This is a genomic window from Nocardia camponoti, from assembly GCF_014646135.1.
In the GTDB taxonomy this organism is placed as follows: domain Bacteria; phylum Actinomycetota; class Actinomycetes; order Mycobacteriales; family Mycobacteriaceae; genus Nocardia; species Nocardia camponoti.
The window spans coordinates 864,231-881,373 of record NZ_BMMW01000002.1; the positions used below are offsets into that span (position 1 = coordinate 864,231).

General features: G+C 64.5%; 18 protein-coding genes. 10 read left to right on the plus strand and 8 right to left on the minus strand.

Annotation, left to right across the window (positions count from 1 at the left end; all coding sequences use genetic code 11):
* Positions 1-3 precede the first annotated feature (3 nt).
* Together IEX78_RS12090 and IEX78_RS12095 are read left to right on the plus strand one after the other, a co-directional pair.
* A complete protein-coding gene (locus IEX78_RS12090) occupies positions 4-1,464 on the plus strand; it encodes an ATP-binding protein (protein WP_188828992.1) in 1,461 nt (486 codons plus the stop codon).
* Entirely contained in the window at positions 1,457-1,810 is a 354-nt protein-coding gene (locus IEX78_RS12095; RefSeq protein WP_188828993.1) for a UBP-type zinc finger domain-containing protein, read from the plus strand. The genes IEX78_RS12090 and IEX78_RS12095 overlap by 8 nt, the downstream gene beginning before the upstream one ends.
* On the opposite strand, the gene IEX78_RS12100 is transcribed toward IEX78_RS12095, so the two are convergent.
* Positions 1,807-2,223, minus strand: coding sequence for a hypothetical protein (locus IEX78_RS12100; RefSeq protein ID WP_188828994.1), 417 nt, complete (start codon positions 2,221-2,223; stop codon positions 1,807-1,809). The two genes, IEX78_RS12095 and IEX78_RS12100, sit on opposite strands and share 4 nt — an antisense overlap.
* 126 nt (positions 2,224-2,349) lie before the next feature.
* Here IEX78_RS12100 and IEX78_RS12105 point away from each other — a divergent pair, with 126 nt between their 5' ends.
* The 8 genes from IEX78_RS12105 (at position 2,350) to mnhG (ending at position 12,055) form a co-directional block, all read left to right on the plus strand.
* Positions 2,350-4,665 carry an AAA family ATPase gene (locus IEX78_RS12105; protein WP_188828995.1) on the plus strand — a complete coding sequence of 772 codons (2,316 nt, stop codon included), beginning with the start codon at positions 2,350-2,352 and terminating at the stop codon, positions 4,663-4,665.
* A gap of 68 nt (positions 4,666-4,733) precedes the next feature.
* A complete protein-coding gene (locus IEX78_RS12110) occupies positions 4,734-6,008 on the plus strand; it encodes a hypothetical protein (protein WP_188828996.1) in 1,275 nt (424 codons plus the stop codon).
* Positions 6,009-6,159: 151 nt separating this feature from the next.
* Entirely contained in the window at positions 6,160-8,946 is a 2,787-nt protein-coding gene (locus IEX78_RS12115; RefSeq protein ID WP_188829542.1) for a Na+/H+ antiporter subunit A, read from the plus strand.
* Complete coding sequence (locus IEX78_RS12120; protein ID WP_188828997.1) at positions 8,943-9,326, plus strand: Na(+)/H(+) antiporter subunit C; 384 nt, start codon at positions 8,943-8,945, stop codon at positions 9,324-9,326. Before IEX78_RS12115 ends, IEX78_RS12120 begins: the two co-directional genes overlap by 4 nt.
* Positions 9,323-10,912: a Na+/H+ antiporter subunit D gene (locus IEX78_RS12125; RefSeq protein WP_188828998.1), complete on the plus strand. Its 1,590-nt coding sequence runs from the start codon at positions 9,323-9,325 to the stop codon at positions 10,910-10,912. Before IEX78_RS12120 ends, IEX78_RS12125 begins: the two co-directional genes overlap by 4 nt.
* Positions 10,912-11,457: a Na+/H+ antiporter subunit E gene (locus tag IEX78_RS12130; RefSeq protein WP_188828999.1), complete on the plus strand. Its 546-nt coding sequence runs from the start codon at positions 10,912-10,914 to the stop codon at positions 11,455-11,457. Before IEX78_RS12125 ends, IEX78_RS12130 begins: the two co-directional genes overlap by 1 nt.
* Positions 11,454-11,714, plus strand: coding sequence for a monovalent cation/H+ antiporter complex subunit F (locus IEX78_RS12135; protein ID WP_188829000.1), 261 nt, complete (start codon positions 11,454-11,456; stop codon positions 11,712-11,714). The genes IEX78_RS12130 and IEX78_RS12135 overlap by 4 nt, the downstream gene beginning before the upstream one ends.
* On the plus strand, positions 11,711-12,055 hold the full coding sequence (gene mnhG, locus IEX78_RS12140) for a monovalent cation/H(+) antiporter subunit G (protein ID WP_373291567.1): 345 nt from the start codon (positions 11,711-11,713) through the stop codon (positions 12,053-12,055). Before IEX78_RS12135 ends, mnhG begins: the two co-directional genes overlap by 4 nt.
* A 16-nt stretch (positions 12,056-12,071) precedes the next feature.
* On the opposite strand, the gene IEX78_RS12145 is transcribed toward mnhG, so the two are convergent.
* The 7 genes from IEX78_RS12145 to napA all read right to left on the minus strand — a co-directional run bounded on the left by IEX78_RS12145 (position 12,072) and on the right by napA (position 17,142).
* Positions 12,072-12,506 (minus strand): type II toxin-antitoxin system VapC family toxin, encoded by a 435-nt coding sequence (locus IEX78_RS12145; protein ID WP_188829001.1) that lies wholly within the window; start codon positions 12,504-12,506, stop codon positions 12,072-12,074.
* Complete coding sequence (locus IEX78_RS12150; RefSeq protein ID WP_188829002.1) at positions 12,503-12,757, minus strand: type II toxin-antitoxin system Phd/YefM family antitoxin; 255 nt, start codon at positions 12,755-12,757, stop codon at positions 12,503-12,505. Before IEX78_RS12150 ends, IEX78_RS12145 begins: the two co-directional genes overlap by 4 nt.
* 90 nt (positions 12,758-12,847) lie before the next feature.
* Entirely contained in the window at positions 12,848-14,209 is a 1,362-nt protein-coding gene (locus IEX78_RS12155; RefSeq protein WP_188829003.1) for a phosphatase PAP2 family protein, read from the minus strand.
* Positions 14,210-14,270: 61 nt separating this feature from the next.
* Positions 14,271-15,413, minus strand: a complete 1,143-nt coding sequence (locus IEX78_RS12160) for a glutamate--cysteine ligase (protein WP_188829004.1) — start codon at positions 15,411-15,413, stop codon at positions 14,271-14,273.
* An 18-nt stretch (positions 15,414-15,431) separates the two neighbouring features.
* The gene (gene sodC, locus IEX78_RS12165) at positions 15,432-16,115 is read right to left on the minus strand and encodes a superoxide dismutase[Cu-Zn] (RefSeq protein ID WP_188829005.1); all 684 of its coding nucleotides are present in this window, start codon (positions 16,113-16,115) and stop codon (positions 15,432-15,434) included.
* A 109-nt stretch (positions 16,116-16,224) separates the two neighbouring features.
* Positions 16,225-16,782, minus strand: coding sequence for a LytR C-terminal domain-containing protein (locus IEX78_RS12170; RefSeq protein ID WP_229683903.1), 558 nt, complete (start codon positions 16,780-16,782; stop codon positions 16,225-16,227).
* Between the two features lie 42 nt (positions 16,783-16,824).
* A complete protein-coding gene (napA, locus tag IEX78_RS12175) occupies positions 16,825-17,142 on the minus strand; it encodes a nucleoid-associated protein NapA (protein ID WP_188829006.1) in 318 nt (105 codons plus the stop codon).
* Between the last annotated feature and the right edge of the window lies 1 nt (position 17,143).

Below are 17,143 nucleotides of genomic sequence, written 5' to 3' on the forward strand. Positions count from 1 at the left end.
CACATGGGCACGATCTGCGATCCCGAGGAACTGCGGACGCTTTTCCTTTTCGAGAAACTCACCGACGCCCAGCTCGCGCAACTGTGCGAAGCGGGTCGCATTGAATACATCGAACCCGGTCCGGTCTACCGCGAAGGCGACCCTGCCACCTGCTTCTACGTGCTCATCGACGGCGAAGTGCGGCTCACGAAGCTGTCGGGCGGGATGGAGATCGAGCTCAATCGCACCGATCATCGCGGCGTGTATTCGGGCGCGTGGATGGCGTACCTAGGCGACAAGGTGAACCAAAACTACAACAGCTCGCTTTACGTCGAACGTCGCTCGCGATTTCTCGTGCTCGACGCTGGTGACTTCTCTGCGATGATGCACGAGTGGTTCCCGATGGCAGTTCACCTGCTTGAAGGTGCGTTTTACGGCGGGCAGAAGTCGAGCCAGCGCATCGCCGAGCGGGAACGCTTGCTCGCGCTCGGCTCGCTATCGGCCGGACTCACGCATGAACTCAACAATCCGGCGGCTGCCGCCGTACGTGCGACGTCGGGGTTGCGCGAGCGCGTCGCGGGGATGCGGCACAAACTGAAGATGATGGCGTCGGGCAAGTTCACACCCGAAGCGCTCGTCGCCCTGGTCGACCTGCAAGAACAGGCAGCAGATCAAGTCGCGAAAGCGCCCGATCTCTCCCCGCTGGAAGCGGCCGACCGCGAAGACGCGCTGGCAGACTGGCTCGATGAACACGGCATCGCCGACGGCTGGTCGATCGCGCCGACGTTCGTGCAGGCTGGTCTCGAAATCGACTGGCTCGAAGGTGTCCACGGTGCGCTTGCCGGATGTGGTGACCAGGCGTTTGAAGGCGCGATCCGCTGGCTCAACTACACCGTCGAAACCGAACTGTTGATGAACGAGATCGCCGATTCAACAACGCGCATCTCCACGCTTGTCGGTGCGGCGAAGCAGTACTCGCAGATGGATCGCGCGCCGTTCCAGGTCGTTGACGTGCACGAACTGCTCGATTCAACACTGGTGATGCTCAACCGCAAGCTCGGCGACGGCGTGCGGGTGGTCAAGGATTACGACCGCTCGCTGCCGCCCATCCCCTGCTACGCCGCCGAACTCAACCAGGTGTGGACCAACCTCATCGACAACGCGGTTTACGCGATGGGCGGCAACGGCACGCTCACCATCCGCACCTATCGTGAAAACGATTGTGTCGCAGTCGAAATCGGTGACACCGGCGGCGGCATCGCACCTGAAGCGCGCGGCCGAATCTTCGAACCGTTCTTCACAACCAAGCCGGTCGGCGACGGCACTGGGCTCGGTCTCGACATCTCGTTCCGCATCGTCGTCAACAAGCACAATGGCGATATCCGAGTGGATTCGGAGCCGGGCGACACGCGATTCATCGTCCGCCTCCCGCTGGAATCCCCCACTAACGACGCCGATGAGGGGACAATCGCCAACCATGGCTGACGAGTTCGACGGCATCAACCCAAGCGTCTCTTCGAGCGGCCCCGGCTGCGTCGAATGCACCGAGACCGGCGGGTGGTGGTTTCACCTGCGGCGTTGCGCGCAATGCGGGCACGTCGGGTGCTGCGACAGTTCCCCGTCGCAGCACGCGACCAAGCATTACGAGACGACGTCGCACCCGTTCATGCAGAGCTATGAGCCGGGCGAAGAGTGGTTTTGGGACTACCGAACCAACGAGATGTACAGCAGTGGGCCCGAATTAGCTCCTGCGACAAGCCATCCCGTTGATCAGCCGGTGCCTGGCCCGGCGGGCAACGTACCGCCGGACTGGCAGTCCCTGCTGCACTAGGGGCGCATCCCCGCCGCGCTCGCGACGGGCTTGTCGGCATTGCCGGGCACGAGGCAGATCAGCTTCGCGGTGCTGAGCGCCATGTTCGGGCTGCCATCGAACGCGCCGCCGGGGTTCGCGGCGAGGATCGCCTCGATCGCCAGCTTTTGGCCGGCTTCGTCGAGAGTTTTGAACTCACGGCAGGTGATGGTCGCGCTTGGTGTGGCGGGTGCCGCGCTGGTTGTCGTCGTCGCGTCGGCCTTGGTCGTCGCTGGCGCTTTGCTCGTCGTCGTCGGGGCTGCGGTCGTCGTCGCCGACGCGCCCGGCGTCCCCTTACGCAGGCCGTTCGCGTCGGTTGATTCGTCGTCGGAACCGCATCCGGCCAGCGCCGCCGTGAGCACCGCTGCGGCAAGTACGAGCGAGATTCGTTTCATGTGAGGCGTCCCCATGAATCAGCCGCCGGTCGGTCCGGCGAGTCCGGTGCAGACTAACGGGCGCGGGTTGGCTGTCGCTAAACGAGCGCTTGACGGCTTGGTTGCGGACCTCCGTAGGATCAAAACGTGGCTGATCTCGCGCTTACCGCTCGGCTCAACCCGTCCGCCGCCGACGCGCGACGCGGGGTCCTTCGTCTGCACCCGGAAGCGCTTGTCGCGCTTGGCTTGCGTGAGTGGGACGGTATCGAACTGGTCGGCGGTCGACGGACTGCTGCCGTTGTCGGAAAGGCTCCCGCTGGGACGCCCGTTGGGGTCGCGTTGCTCGACGATGTCACGCTGTCCAACGCGGGGTTGAAGGAGAACGCGTCGGTCGTCGTCGCGCCCGTCGCGGTGCAGGGCGCGCGCCAGGTTTCGGTGAGCGGGTCGGCGCAGGCGATGGCGGGGATCAGCCCCACCGTGCTGCGTCAGGCACTGCTCGGCAAGGTCGTCACCGTTGGTGACGCCATCTCACTGCTCCCCCGCGACCTCGGCCCGGACATCAGCTCAAGCGCGACCACGCAGGCGCTGTCGCGAGCGTTTGGGGTGGCGTGGACAACCGAACTGCTGACCGTCACCGCGATCGACCCGAGCGATGGACCGGTGAGCATTCAGCCGAACACGGCGGTGAACTGGGGGCCGGGTGCGCCTGCGCTTCGGCATGCGCGGGAACGCGAAGAGGGACAGAGTGATTCGAGTCCGGGCGAGACAGGAACGTTCGGCAGGGGGACGTCAATTCGCGGGGTCGGGATAGCTGACGCGAACGCGGATAGAGCGCGGGGCGGGGCCGGGACCTGGGCCGAAGGCGACGCGGCCAATGAGGGCGCTGAGTCGCGAACGCCAACTGTTCCGGTCAGCGATCTTGCCGGGGTTTCCGGGCAAGCCAACAAGCTCAATGAATGGCTCAATCTCGCGCTTGATGAGCCAGAACTATTGAAAACCCTTGGCGCGCAGCCCAACCTGGGTGTGTTGATCACCGGGCCTGCCGGAGTCGGCAAAGCGACGCTCGCCAAAGCCGTCGCGGCACCCCGTCGCGTGATCGAGCTTGATGGGCCGACGATCGGCGCCCTCGAAGGCGGCTCTCGACTGCGCGAGGTCGCGAACGCGGTAGCGGAAATCGTCGCGTCACAAGGTGTTCTGCTCATCACCGACATCGACGCGCTGCTGCCAGCCGACGCCGAACCCGTCGCAACCCTGATCCTCGACCAGCTCCGCGCCGCCGTCGCGACACCGGGCGTCGCGTTACTCGCAACCACCGCGCACCCCGATCGCGTCGACCCACGCCTACGCGCCCCCGACCTCTGCGACCGTGAGCTCACCCTGCCGCTCCCGACGGCGGTCACGCGCGAGGCACTGCTTGAGCAACTGTTGCGGAAAGTGCCGACCAGCGACGACCTGGACTTCGCGGTAATCGCTTCGCGCACACCCGGTTTCGTCGCCGCTGACCTCACCGCCCTCAGTCGCGAAGCTGCCGTGCGCGCGGCGGCGAGGGCAAGTCGCGAACGGAAGTCGCCGGAACTCACCCAAGCGGATTTGATCGGCGCACTCGACGTGATCCGCCCGCTATCACGTTCGGGCACAGAGGAATTAGCGATTGGCTCGCTGAGCCTCGACGACGTTGGCGACATGGTGGAAACCAAACAGGCGCTCACCGAAGCCGTGCTTTGGCCGTTGCGCCACCCCGATTCCTTCGCCCGACTCGGCGTCGAACCGCCGCGCGGGGTGCTGCTCTACGGGCCGCCGGGGTGCGGCAAAACGTTCCTCGTCCGCGCGCTCGCGGGCACCGGCCAGTTAAGCGTCCACTCCGTCAAGGGTGCTGAGCTGATGGACAAGTGGGTCGGCTCGTCGGAGCGGGCTGTTCGCGAATTGTTCCAGCGCGCAAGGGATTCCGCGCCGTCGCTGATCTTCCTCGACGAAATCGACGCACTCGCGCCGCGTCGAGGCCAGAGCAGCGATTCAGGAGTTTCCGATCGCGTCGTCGCGGCGCTGCTCACCGAACTCGACGGTGTCGAACCGCTGCGCGACGTTGTTGTTGTCGGCGCGACGAACCGCCCCGAGTTGATCGACCCGGCGCTGTTGCGCCCCGGCCGCCTCGAACGACCGGTGTTCGTTCCGCCCCCGGACGCCCCGGCTCGCGCGGAAATCCTCAAGACGTCCGCGCGCTCGGTCCCGCTGGCAGCCGACGTCGACCTGACCGCGCTAGCCGATGACCTCGACGGCTACTCCGCCGCCGACTGCGCGGCCCTGCTCCGCGAAGCGGCCTTAGTCGCCTTGCGCCGCGACATGTCGGCGGCCGACGTGACCGCCGAAGACGTGGCGACCGCGCGCACCCGGGTACGCCCGTCGCTAGACCCCGCCCAGGTCGAAGCGCTGCGCCGCTACGCCGACGATCGCGCCGGGTCGTAGGCGGCGGGCGCACCGCGCCGAGGCCGGAAATGCCAGGTCAACGCCTACCTTAGAAGTACTCTCGGGCGGTGCGGCGAGTCGATGTTTGGGATATGGTCACCGCGTTTGTCGGTGCCATCGTCGCTGGAATGGCACTTTTTCTGCCGTTCACCTTCGCCACTGCGGCCGCCGTCGGTTCCCCGTTTCGGGTCGCCAGTCTCGTCAACAGTGTTCCCCGCGCCGCCGCGCTTGGGCTGATCATCGCGGCCGTCGTCGCGGTCATGCTCTACCCATCGGTGAAGCCGGTGCTCGCGTGGACGGTCGCGACAGTCGGTGCCATCGCACTTGGCCTCAATTACGTGATTGGTCTTTACTTTTCGTCACCGGACGTGCTGACTAGCCAAAATTACGCCGACGCGATGTGCGGCTCAGTTGTTTATGGCGCGCTCGGGATCGCGGCGTTGCGTCGCGCGCTGCCCGCGCTCGGTCTGGCGCTTGGCACGATCATGGTCTTCATCTACGGCGAGTTCGTCGCGATGTTCGACGACGACCTCAACGCGATGGACACCGCGACCCAGACCCCGTTGTGGCTCATCGCGGTTTGTTGCGTGCTGCTCGCGATCAGCGCGTGGCGGCATCGGCACAGCTTCATGCCAGCGGCCGCGGTGCGCGCGCCCGTCGAGTTGCCGATCTCGCCGATTCTCGCCGCGACGGTCCTCTCACTCACGCTGCTTGTCGCGACCGAATGGCTTTCCCAGCGCTACGACCAGGCGACGAGCAACTTGACCGTCGTCTCCGTTGCCGCGGTCGTTTCGGTCGCGGCAACCTTCGCGGCCGCATTGCTGCTGCCCGGTCGCGACGGGACCGCGCTGCTCCTCGCGGTCGCGATCGCGGCCAGTGCCGATTCGCTTGGCGACGCGGAAAGCTTGGGTTTCGGCGTCCTTCTCGTCCTTGTGCTCGCGGCCGCCGGGATCGTGGTCGGGCGACGCGTGAGTCTCCCGCAGCTCACCTACGTCGGCGCGACCGTGACCTGCCTCATCGCCATCGGCGGCGACCACGACGCGAAATCGTGGCCGTGGCTGCTTGGCATGTCCGTGTTGGCGTTCACGTCCGGCTACGCCTTCGGTTCGACCAACGCGCGCTACCTCCCGAGCGGCGTCATGGCGATGGGTGCGCTTTTCTTACCGTCGATCGTGTGGTCGATCCCGACGCCATCGCGACACTGGCCAGTCGGCGGCGAGTTCGCCGAACCCGGCACCCCGGGCCGTGCCGCGCTCACGATCACCGTCGGCACTGCGGCGGGCATGCTCTTGCTGTATCGCCTGCGCGCGCCCGAAACCGCTCGGCCAACGGTCGGCCTGTAGTCCTCATTCCGCATGCCGCGCGACGAGCGGTTGATAGCTGAATGGTCGCGACATGGGACACGTGACAGCCCGATGAGCAGGGCAATGTCGGTGGGTGACCGTAAGATCGAATTCGCGCTACCCGACCGCTACCTACCTGACGGAGCCGGAGTTGCTCGCCGTTCTTGTCGTACACATCGTGGCCGCGCTGATCGCGCCAACGTGTGTGCGATCCTTTGGCCGCAACGCGTTCTACCCGCTCGCGCTTGTCCCGCTCGGCGGTCTGGCGTGGGTCATTGCCAACTGGGGTCACCCGGTCACGACGAAAGTCAGTTGGGCCCCGCAAATCGGGATGAACATCGACCTTCGCCTCGACTCGCTTGCCGCGATCATGGCAACGCTCGTCCTCGGCGTCGGCACACTCGTACTCGTTTATTGCGCACGGTATTTCGAACGCGACGAAGCCCGGCTCGGCCTCTTCGCCGCTGAATTGCTCGGTTTTGCCGGTGCGATGTTCGGGCTCGTCACCAGCGACAACATGCTGCTGATGTACGTGTTTTGGGAAATCACCACCGTACTTTCGTTCCTGCTCGTCGGTCATTACGCCGAACGCAGCGCAAGCCGTCGCGCGGCGATTCAAGCGTTGCTCGTCACCGCGTCAGGCGGGCTCGCGATGCTGGTTGGCATCGTCATCATCGGCCTGCGTTATGGGTCGTTTCTGTTCTCCGACATCCTGGCGACCACCGATCGACCTGGCGGTTTCGCGATCTCGCTCGCGGTTGTGCTCGTTCTGATTGGGGCACTGAGCAAGTCGGCGATCGTTCCGCTGCACTTCTGGTTGCCCGGCGCGATGGCCGCGCCCACGCCGGTTAGCGCGTATCTGCATGCGGCGGCGATGGTGAAAGCGGGCGTGTACCTCGTGGCGCGACTCGCACCCGCGTTCGCCACTTCGCCCGCGTGGCACGTTGTCGTGCTGCCGCTCGGAATCACCTCGCTGATACTCGCGGGTTGGCGTGCGATGCAGGTGCATGATTTGAAGCTGGTGCTCGCGTTTGGCACGGTCAGCCAGCTTGGGTTGATGATCACCGTGGTCAGCGTCGGCACCCCCGACGCGGCGCTGGCTGGCATGACGCTCGTTGTCGCGCACGCGATGTTCAAAGCGTGCCTGTTCATGGTTGTCGGCATCATCGACCACGGCGCTGGCACCCGCGACTTGCGCGCGCTCAGCGGACTAGGGCGGCGGGAACCGTGGCTTTTCGTGATCGCGGTACTCGCGGCGGCGAGTATGGCTGGGTTGCCGCCGATGCTCGGTTTCGTCGGCAAGGAGTCGACCGCGTCGGCGCTGTGGTCGATCGACGACACGTTGCCGTCGTGGGCGGGGTTGCTCCTGATGGTTGGCGTGCCCGTTGGTGCCGCGCTCACCGTCGCCTACAGCGCGCGCTTCATTTGGGGTGCGTTTGGTAGGAAACCGGACGTCGAAATGTCTTGGCATTCGCCCGGTTTCGCTTTACTCGCCCCTCCGGCGTTACTGGCAGTCGGCGGCATCGCGGGCGGCATCGCGGCACCGGCCGTCGGCCGACTGCTCGCCCCGTACGCGGAAACGCTGCCCGGCGTCCTCGACGAACACCTCGCGCTCTGGCATGGCTTCAACTCCGTGCTGGTGTGGACGCTTTTCGTTATCGCCCTTGGCTGTTGCATCTTCTTGGTACGCAATCGCATCGCCGAGCCAGCTCGGCCGCGCCTCGGCAACGCCGACCGCAACTACGACGCCGCGCTCAACGCCCTCGACCGACTCTCGGTCCGTCTCACCGGTGCGCTCCAATCCGGTTCGCTCCCTGAGAGTCTCGCGCTGATCCTCGGCACCCTGATCGTGTTGCCGATGGTCCTCCTCGCGGTTGGCGCGCACTCGAAAGTCTCGCTGCGCCTGTGGGATTCGCCGTGGCAGGGCGCGATCGGGTTGATCATGATCGCGATGGCGCTCGGCGCGACCATGCTGCGCAACCGCCTCGCGAGCGTCCTGGTTGTCGGCATCACCGGCTACGGCTGCGGCGTGATCTTCGCGCTGCACGGCGCGCCCGACCTGGCACTCACGCAATTCCTCGTCGAAACGCTGCTGCTCGTCACGTTTGTCCTTGTGCTGCGAGCATTTCCGGCGGAAATTTCGCACGATCACAGTCGCGTTTTCAACCTCGGCCGCGCGATGCTCGGCTGTGGCGTCGGCGCGACGGTAGTTGTGCTCGCGATCTTCGCGACCGCGGCACGCTCGACGGTCCCGATTTGGGAGGCCATCCCCGGTGCCGCGTACACGCTCGGCGGCGGCAAGAACGCGGTGAACGTGCTTCTCGTCGACATTCGCGCATGGGACACGCTCGGCGAAATCTCGGTGCTCGTCGTCGCCGCGACCGGCGTCGCGTCGCTGGTGTTCCGCAGTCGCCGGTTCGGTTCGGCACCCCGCGCCGCCGACGCGCCCAACTACGATCCCGACGCGGTCTCGTGGCTGCCCGCGGCGCGACTGGTCGACCGACGTGATCGCTCGATGGTCCTGCAGATCACCACGCGGCTGGTGTTCCCGACGATCATGGTGCTGTCGGTGTACTTCTTCTTCGCAGGTCACAACGCGCCGGGCGGTGGTTTCGCCGGTGGTCTCGTCGCGGGGCTAGCGCTTACGCTGCGGTACCTCGCAGGCGGACGATACGAGCTTGGCGAAGCGCTCCCGGTCGATGCCGGCCAGTTGCTTGGGGCGGGGTTGGCGATGTCGGCTGGCACGGCGACGATGTCGCTGCTGTTCGGCGCGCCGCCGCTTTCGTCGGCGATCTGGAACGTGACGCTGCCGGTGCTCGGCCACATCAAGATCGTGAGCTCGGTGTTCTTCGACCTCGGTGTTTACCTGATTGTCGTCGGGCTCACCCTCGATGTGTTGCGCAGCCTTGGCGCGCGACTAGACAAGGAATTGTCATGAGCGCCAACGTGTTCCTGCTGCTTGTCGTCGGCGTGCTCATCGCGTGCGGCGTGTATTTGATCCTTGAGCGCATTGTCTCGAAGATGTTGCTCGGCATGATCCTGCTCGGCAACGCGGTGTGTCTGCTGATTCTCACGCTCAGTGGCCCCGACGGAAAACCGCCGATCATGGGCACAACCGACACCGCGCACGCCAACGACGCCGACCCGCTTGCCCAAGCAATGGTGCTCACCGCGATCGTGATCACGATGGGCCTCGCCGCCTTCATCCTCGCGCTCGCCTACCGCGCTTTTATGCTCACCACCAGCGAGGATGTGAACGACGACCCCGAAGACGCGCATGTGGCTGCCCGTCGCGAACGGGAGGACCCCGAGCGATGAACCGCGATTGGATTGGCGAACTCGCCGCGCTGCCCGTGCTTGTTCCCATGCTTGGCGCGGCAGCGACGCTGATTTTCGGGCGACGTCCGCGCACGCAGTCGGCGTTGCAGATTTCGGCGTTGACGTGCGTGCTCGCGATCAGCTGCCTGCTGCTGCATTTGGTTGACGAGTACGGGACGACGGCGATTCAGGTTGGTGGCTGGGACGCGCCGATTGGCATCACGCTTGTTGTCGATCGGCTGTCGGCCACGATGCTCGTTGTCTCGTCATTCGTGCTGTTGCTCGTCGCGATTTACGGTGCGGGACAAAGTATTTCCGACGGCGATGAGCATCAGCCGACATCGATCTATCGGCCAACCTATCTGGTGCTGACCGCTGGCGTTTCGATGGCGTTCCTCGCTGGCGACCTTTTCAACCTGTTTGTTGGGTTTGAAATCCTGCTCGCCGCGTCGTTCGTGCTGCTCACCGTTGGTGCGACTGAAGAACGGATTCGCACGGGCGTCGCGTATGTGATGGTGTCGATGGTCTCGTCGTTGATCTTCCTGATCGGCATCGGCCTCACCTACGCCGCGACCGGCACGCTCAACCTCGCGCAATTGGCCGAGCGCCTCGACGCGACGCCGAGCGGGGTGCGCAACGCCTGTTACGCGGTGCTGCTCGTGGCGTTTGGGATCAAGGCCGCCGTCTTTCCGCTGTCGAGTTGGTTGCCCGACTCCTACCCCACCGCGCCCGCGCCGGTGACCGCCGTTTTCGCCGGCTTGCTCACGAAAGTTGGTGTGTACGCGATCATTCGGACGCACACGCTGTGGTTTCCCGATGGCGCGTTCGATGACATTCTGCTTGTCGCTGGGTTGGCGACGATGCTGGTTGGCGTGCTTGGCGCGGTCGCGCAAACCGACATTCGACGGCTGCTTTCGTTCACGCTCGTGAGCCACATCGGGTACATGGTGTTCGGCATCGGGCTCGCGACCATCGCTGGGCTCACGGGTGCCGTTTTCTACATCGCGCACCACATTCTGGTGCAGACCGCGTTGTTCCTGACGGTGGGACTTGTTGAGCGGCAAGCAGGTTCGGTTTCACTGCGGCGGATCGGCGGGTTGGCGGCGGCGAGCCCGTTGCTCGCCGTCATGTTCCTTGTTCCCGCGTTGAATCTTGGTGGGATTCCGCCATTTTCGGGGTTCATTGGGAAGGTCGCGCTGTTGGAAGCGGGTGCGGCTGATGGGTCGGTGCTCGCGTGGGTTTTGGTTGGCGGTTCGGTTGTGACGAGCTTGCTCACCTTGTACGCGGTCGCTCGGGTGTGGAGTAAGGCGTTTTGGCGACCGCGCGAGGAAGCGCCCGAGGGCCACCTCTTTGCGGCGAATCTTCCTACGCTCGTTGAGGATTCGGAAGATGTGCATTACGACGAGCGCGTTGACCCTGGGCGGATGCCGCGGCTGATGGTGTTCGCTACCGTCGGGCTTATTGTTGCTGGTCTTGCGATGACGGTGCTCGCCGGGCCGGTGCTCGGTATCGCGGAACGGGCGGCCGACGACCTGCATAACCCGGACACCTATGTGAAAGCCGTTCTTGGGCAAGGGGTCCGGTAATGCCTATTCGGGAACAGGTGCTGCGGGCTGGTGTGCTCGCGTGGCTCACGCTGGTGTGGGTGCTGTTGTGGGGCACGCTCAGTGCGGCGAATGTGATCGGTGGGCTTGTTGTCGCGCTCATCGTGACCTACGGACTTTCGCTGCCGCGCGTTCCCGTCGTCGGACGGTTTCATCCGCTTTCGTTTCTCGAATTAGTCGCTGTCGCAATCTATTACGCGATCGAGTCAAGTATTCAGGTTGCCTGGCTCGCTATCCGACCCGAAGCGCCTCCGGTGTCTGGGGTCTTGCGGGTGCGCATCGGTATCCAGTCCGACCTGGTTGTCGTGATCGCGACCGACCTGCTCAACCTAATCCCCGGCACGATGGTGCTCGAATTGGACGTGCCGCGCGGGGTTGCGTATGTGCACGTGCTTGATGTTGGTAGTGAGAAGGCCGTCGCGAAGTTCTATCGGACCACTCGACGGCTCGAATACTTGCTGATCAAGGCGTTTGAGCGGCCCGATGAGCGTCATTCGCCAAGTGCTGAAGAAGGGACCGCGCCATGACCGCCGTCGCCGTTATTTCCGGAGTGCTGCTCGCGCTCGCCGCGATTATCACCAGTTACCGCGTGCTCGCTGGCCCGAGCACGCTCGACCGCGTTGTCGGCGTTGACGCGCTTACGGCCATTGCCGCTGCGGGACTTGCGGTTTGGGCCGCTTATAGCAACGACACGACGGCTGTCCCGGCGATCGTCGCCGTCTCTTTGATCGGCTTTCTGGGCTCCGCCGCGGTCGCCCGCTTCCGCGTTCGGGACGACATATGATCGCGACCCTGCTGTCCTGGATCGCGGGCTTCCTGATCGTGAGCGGCAACATTTTCGCGTTGACGGCCGCCATCGGCATAGTCCGCTTCCCCGACACGTTGACCCGAATGCACGCGGCAACAAAACCCCAGGTAGTTGGTTTGGTGATGGTCCTGATCGGCGCATCAATCCACCTGCGCGGCCACATAGATGTTTGGATGCTGCTTTTGACGGGCCTTTTCACGTGCATTACGGCCCCGGTAGTGGCCCACCTCATCGGCCGAACGGCCTACCGAGAACAGCGCCACCGCGACGGTTTGCTGCGGGTAAACGAACTGGGCGACGAAATCGACCGGGATTAGCGGCGGTCGAACAGGTTCAGTCTACTGGCGCGTTCGTGTCGATCGTCGCGACACCGAGAGCTTTCCACGCCGCGAGCAGCTTTCGGTCCCCCGAAATCGCAACCAGATCGGGGTCCTGTAGCTGTGCGGCCGCAGCACAATGTACAGCGTCGTACCCTCTCAGCGCGTACTCGGCGGCGAGAACCGCAGCATCGCGGACCAAGCTCTCATCGATGGCGAGAACCGCAAGTTGGGCCCATAACTCATCCAATTGAGCTAATGCCTGTTCGTGCTCGCCCATCTCCAGTCGCCCCATCCGCTCTGCCTGCGCTAATGCCGCAGCGGACTCGACGTATAGCAAGCGGTTCGAAACGACATCATCAGCGAGGTCCCAGACCTGCGCACAGCTGACGCTGCTCGGCTCATCGACCAGCAATGGGACGAAGGCGGACGTGTCAAAGTAAGCGATCACCGGCGCTGGTCTGACACCAGGTCACTCACGGTTCCCTTAGCTTTCACGCGTTTCGGTGCTGGGCGCTTGCCCTTACGTGCGGGCTCAATTCGGCCCTCGGCCCGCAGTCTCTCCAACGCGCTAAGTTGACCAACAGGCGACAGTCGCGCGACCGGCACGCCGTGATCAGTGACCGTCACGGTGCGGCCCGCTCGGACGTCGGCCAGATAGCTGCTGAGCCGGTCACGCAGTTCCCGAACTCCGACCTCCATGGCACACCCTCCACTGTGGCTATTTTACCTGGTCATAGTGTAGCCACATTTCGCTGAACGCCGAGTCGCTCGACACCGACCTGACGCGGCTTACGCCAGTTCCGCCCGAGTGTGCGGCTCGGTCGAAGCCGAAGTCGCACCCGCACCAAACCACGTCGCGTAGAACAAAGCGGCGAAGCCTGTCACAGCGCCCAACAGCAGCAAGCCCGCAAGGACCGGGTACTGGGCCATCGGCATCGCCAAATAGCGGTACGACGCCAGCAATGCCACGAATAAACCCGCGCCCAAGCCGACCACCCGCACGCGCGCAGCGCCCCAACCAAGTTCCGGGGCGCGCAATGCCGACTCAACCGTCATGCACAAAACCGCGCCCGCGATCAGGTCGACCCCGTAGTGGTAACCAAAGCCGAGGGTGGCCGACAACGTCGCTACCAGCCAAAATGTCCCGCCCCAACGCAGCAAGAGCGGTGCTGGCGAGCCGTCGACGTCCCGGCGCGTGTGGATGAAAACGGCGAGCGCCCATGCGGTGTGCATCGACGGCATGCAGTTGCGTGGCGTGAAACCGTCGAACAGAAGTGAACCCGGCGACGCGTCGATCGGCGGCACAACCGACGGCCAATAGTCGCCAACAGCAAAACCGTGCCCGTCAACCCCGTACGCGAACATCGGCCCGACGACCGGGAAAATCACGTAGCAAAGCGGCCCAACAAGGCCAAGCACGAGGAACGTTCGCACCAAATAATGGGTCGGCCAAACTCCGGTCGGCACCACCCGACGCAACTGCCACACCGCGACAACAATCGCCGCGACGGGCAGTTCGATGTAAACCCAGTGCAGCACCGCGTACACCTCGGGCCCAAGGACATCGAGCAGTCGACCCATCTGCCACGACGGTTCGCCAAGCGCGTGGTCGGCGAGCGCGAGGTACTCGTCGAAAACGCGAGGCCGCGCCGCCGAGCTCACGTGCAACCACACGTCACCGACCTTGGTCGCCAAGATCAGCAGCGCACCCAACGCCGCGGCGCGCAGCGCGTTCACCCGCTCGGCCCCGTGCCACCGCAATAGCGCGACAACGACGATCCCGGTGAGCACGATGGTCGGTCCGTTGCCCGCACCAAACGGACGACTGTCAAGCACCCGCAACACCGCGAAAATCGCGTCAATCCCGATTGCGGCGCCTAACGCGATCACGCGACGACGAGCCGTGAGCCCAACAAGCGCGAGCACGAACCCCGCCCACGGAACCGACATTGACTTAGGCGTGCCGACGTAGTCGCGCCACAGGCTTTCCAGCGGCCCGTCGAAGCGCTGAAGATCAGCGACAATCTGCAAGCCAACAAGCAGCAACACCGTGCCCGCGACAGCGACGGTGATCAGGAATTTCGACGCGCGCGCACCGCGAACGGGAGGCTCCCGCTCATCCCGCCCACTGCGCAGTGGTGCCACCAGCATTTGACCATCGTAAACGGATGGTTAACGCAAGAAATCTTGGTAGCTGAACAACGCCGTAACGTTATTGATCAAGCTCCCGGACGAGAGAATCGACGACGGCGACCAAATCGCCATTGGTTTCGGCGGCAACGCGACGTTGCCGCTGGTAGGAAGCGCCGTGCCGAGGAATTTCGGCGACGCCAGCCAGTTCGTCGGCGCAGCCAAGCAGCTTCGCTGTCGGCTCCAACTGGTTCAGCAAGCGGTCAAGATCATCGGTGACCAATCGCTCATTGCTCTTGTCGTCCGTGATGATGATCGCGTCGAGCCCGTAGCGCGCCGCACGCCACTTGTTCTCCTGCACGTGCCACGGCGGGATCGTCGGCAGCGTCTCGCCCGCTTCGAGTCGTCGATCAAGGTCGACAACAAGCGAATGAATAAGTGCCGCAACCGAAGCCAGCTCCGCACGCGACGAAAGCCCATCGCACACGCGAATCTCGATCGTGCCCCACTTAGGCGCGGGGCGAATGTCCCAGTGCATGCCGCCGAGCTGTTCGAAAACGCCCGTCTTGAGTTGGTCGTGCACGAATCCTTCGAACTGCGGCCAGTTTTCAAACTGGAACGGCAGCCCGGCGGTCGGCAACTGCTGGAACATCAGTGCCCGGTTGCTCGCGTAACCGGTGTCGTCGCCCGACCACATCGGCGACGACGCCGAAAGCGCGAGCAGATGCGGATAGGAAAGCAGCAGCGAATTCAGGATCGGAAAGACCTTCTCCGGGTGCGAAACTCCCACGTGCACATGCACGCCCCAGATAAGCATCTGCCGACCCCACCACTGGGTTCGTTCGATGAGTTCGTCGTAATGCGGCGACGGCGTGAGCTGCTGCGACGACCATTGCGCGAACGGGTGCGTGCCCGCGCAAAACAGGTCGACACCAAGCGGGTCGGCAGCGCGACGAACCGCGTCCATCGTGCCGCGCAATTCGTCGACAGCGCCGCCGACAGTGTCGTGCACACCGGTCACCAATTCGACGGTGTTGCGCAGCAATTCCTTGGTGACCTGCTGCGTTCCGTCGGGCGAACGCAGGTCGCCAACCGCGTCGAAGACCTCGGCCGCGGTGTTGGAGAGGTCGCGCGTGACCTTGTCGACCAGCGCGACTTCCCACTCAATCCCGATGGTTGGCCGGGGCGAACCTTTGAAAGGAACCTGAGTACGAGCCTCGGCCATCACGAATTTCCTTGTGGCTTAACCGATTACGCCGCACGCGACGCGAGCACCCGCGTCACCGGTGGTAAGCGACGTTTCGTCGGCGCCGGTGCCACCTTCGCGGGTGTAGCGCGCGGGCACGTTGCCGAAGTTGTCGGCGTCGGCGTGGATGATGATCGACTTGCCCTTGATCTGGTCGAGGGTCACGGTGTCGGTGTAGGTGACCAGCTTGCCGGTGCCATCAGCGATGACCTGAAGCGAAGTGAGATCGCCGCTGGCCGGATGCGCGTTGGCAGCGCCGGTCTGCAAATGCCCACCGGCAGAAGCGAAGTCGCCTTCACACTTACCGGTCGTGTGGATGTGCAGGCCGTGGAAGCCCGGCTTGAGGCCGTGCGCCTCGACGGTGACAACCAGGTGGGTGCCTTCCACGCCGAAGGTGGCAAGACCAATGCTGCCGCCGGTCGAATCCTTGAGCTCGGCGCGAATGCCCGATGCCGGGTTCGGGCTGGGGGTGGTCGATCCGTGATCGCCGCCGTGGCCCTTGTCGCCGTGGCCGCTATCGCCGCCAGCGGGGGCGGGCGAACTGGTCCACACCGGCGGGGTGGTGCCCTTAACGTCAGTGGACTCCTGGCTGTTCGAGCAGGCAGCGAGACCGAACACCGCGACCGCCAGCACCGGAGTGACAGTGCGCCAGGACGGGCGACGGGATGTCGACGTGGCCATCAAGGAAGCTCCTTTACGAAGGGCAGTACCGCTGTGTTACCGCTGTGATCTTGCCATAGCGAGTTCAAGGGGTTCGGCACCGACTACTCAACGTCGTAGTTGGGTGGAGTCACTTGCCCGTAAGTACGACGACAACCCCGGTAGACGCGTCGCCATTCTTGGGCGCGGCAACGCCACCGATCTGACTTGCGATCGCGGTCGCCGCGGCCTTCTCGCCTGCGCCGGAACCGTAAAACACCGTGGTAGTCGTGAGGTTTTCGCCGTTGTAGTTGCCCGTTGTGACATTCGACCAACCGTTGCCGGTGAGTTCGGCCGCGGTGCGGGCGGCGAGGCCCATCACGAGACTGTTGTTGAGCACGCGCACCGGGACGCTCTGGTCGACACCGGAAGCGGTGGTCGGCGCGGCAGCGGAAGTGGTTGTGGTTGCCGTCGTGGTCGTCGGGGTAGCGGTTGTCGTGGTCGACGGCTGCGTAGTTGACGGAGTGGTCGGCGCAGCCTGAGTCGTCGAACTCGCCGCGGTCGACTCGCCTTCCGCCGACGTAGCACTCGCGTCGGAATTCGACAGCGACATCGCGCCCAGCCCAGCGAACACGATGGCCAGCGCGATCAACACCATCGCGAGGGCGCGCAGCGGCGGACCGCCCGGGGTTGGATTCGGGTTGCTCACGCGGGCAACCCTAGTCGCATCGTGGCGAAGATGGCCGTCATGTCAGACCTGAAATCCGAGTCGACGTGCAGCGCGCGCCTTCTGCCTGCTTGCCCGCAGGCGACGTAACCGCTTGACCAGCATCGGGTCGGCGGCGAGGGCGGCTTCGGAGTCGACGATGGTGTTGAGCACCTGGTAGTAGCGCGTTGCCGACATCGCGAACAGTTCGCGGATGGCATCTTCTTTGGCGCCCGCGTATTTCCACCATTTGCGCTCGAAGTCGAGGATCTCAAGTTCGCGCCTGCTCAGCCCGGTTTCACCATCAGGGCTGGCCTGCTGGGCTTCTGTACTGGGGATGTCGCGAGCAGCTGCGCCGTCCATC

Coding starts and splice junctions, on each gene's coding strand:
- IEX78_RS12150 (WP_188829002.1), bottom strand. CDS start 12,757: ATGGAGGTCGGAGTTCGGGAACTGCGTGACCGGCTCAGCAGCTATCTG.
- IEX78_RS12130 (WP_188828999.1), top strand. CDS start 10,912: ATGCCTATTCGGGAACAGGTGCTGCGGGCTGGTGTGCTCGCGTGGCTC.
- IEX78_RS12160 (WP_188829004.1), bottom strand. CDS start 15,413: ATGGCCGAGGCTCGTACTCAGGTTCCTTTCAAAGGTTCGCCCCGGCCA.
- napA (WP_188829006.1), bottom strand. CDS start 17,142: ATGGACGGCGCAGCTGCTCGCGACATCCCCAGTACAGAAGCCCAGCAG.
- sodC (WP_188829005.1), bottom strand. CDS start 16,115: ATGGCCACGTCGACATCCCGTCGCCCGTCCTGGCGCACTGTCACTCCG.
- IEX78_RS12155 (WP_188829003.1), bottom strand. CDS start 14,209: ATGCTGGTGGCACCACTGCGCAGTGGGCGGGATGAGCGGGAGCCTCCC.
- IEX78_RS12135 (WP_188829000.1), top strand. CDS start 11,454: ATGACCGCCGTCGCCGTTATTTCCGGAGTGCTGCTCGCGCTCGCCGCG.
- IEX78_RS12120 (WP_188828997.1), top strand. CDS start 8,943: ATGAGCGCCAACGTGTTCCTGCTGCTTGTCGTCGGCGTGCTCATCGCG.
- IEX78_RS12125 (WP_188828998.1), top strand. CDS start 9,323: ATGAACCGCGATTGGATTGGCGAACTCGCCGCGCTGCCCGTGCTTGTT.
- IEX78_RS12095 (WP_188828993.1), top strand. CDS start 1,457: ATGGCTGACGAGTTCGACGGCATCAACCCAAGCGTCTCTTCGAGCGGC.
- IEX78_RS12090 (WP_188828992.1), top strand. CDS start 4: ATGGGCACGATCTGCGATCCCGAGGAACTGCGGACGCTTTTCCTTTTC.
- mnhG (WP_373291567.1), top strand. CDS start 11,711: ATGATCGCGACCCTGCTGTCCTGGATCGCGGGCTTCCTGATCGTGAGC.
- IEX78_RS12100 (WP_188828994.1), bottom strand. CDS start 2,223: ATGAAACGAATCTCGCTCGTACTTGCCGCAGCGGTGCTCACGGCGGCG.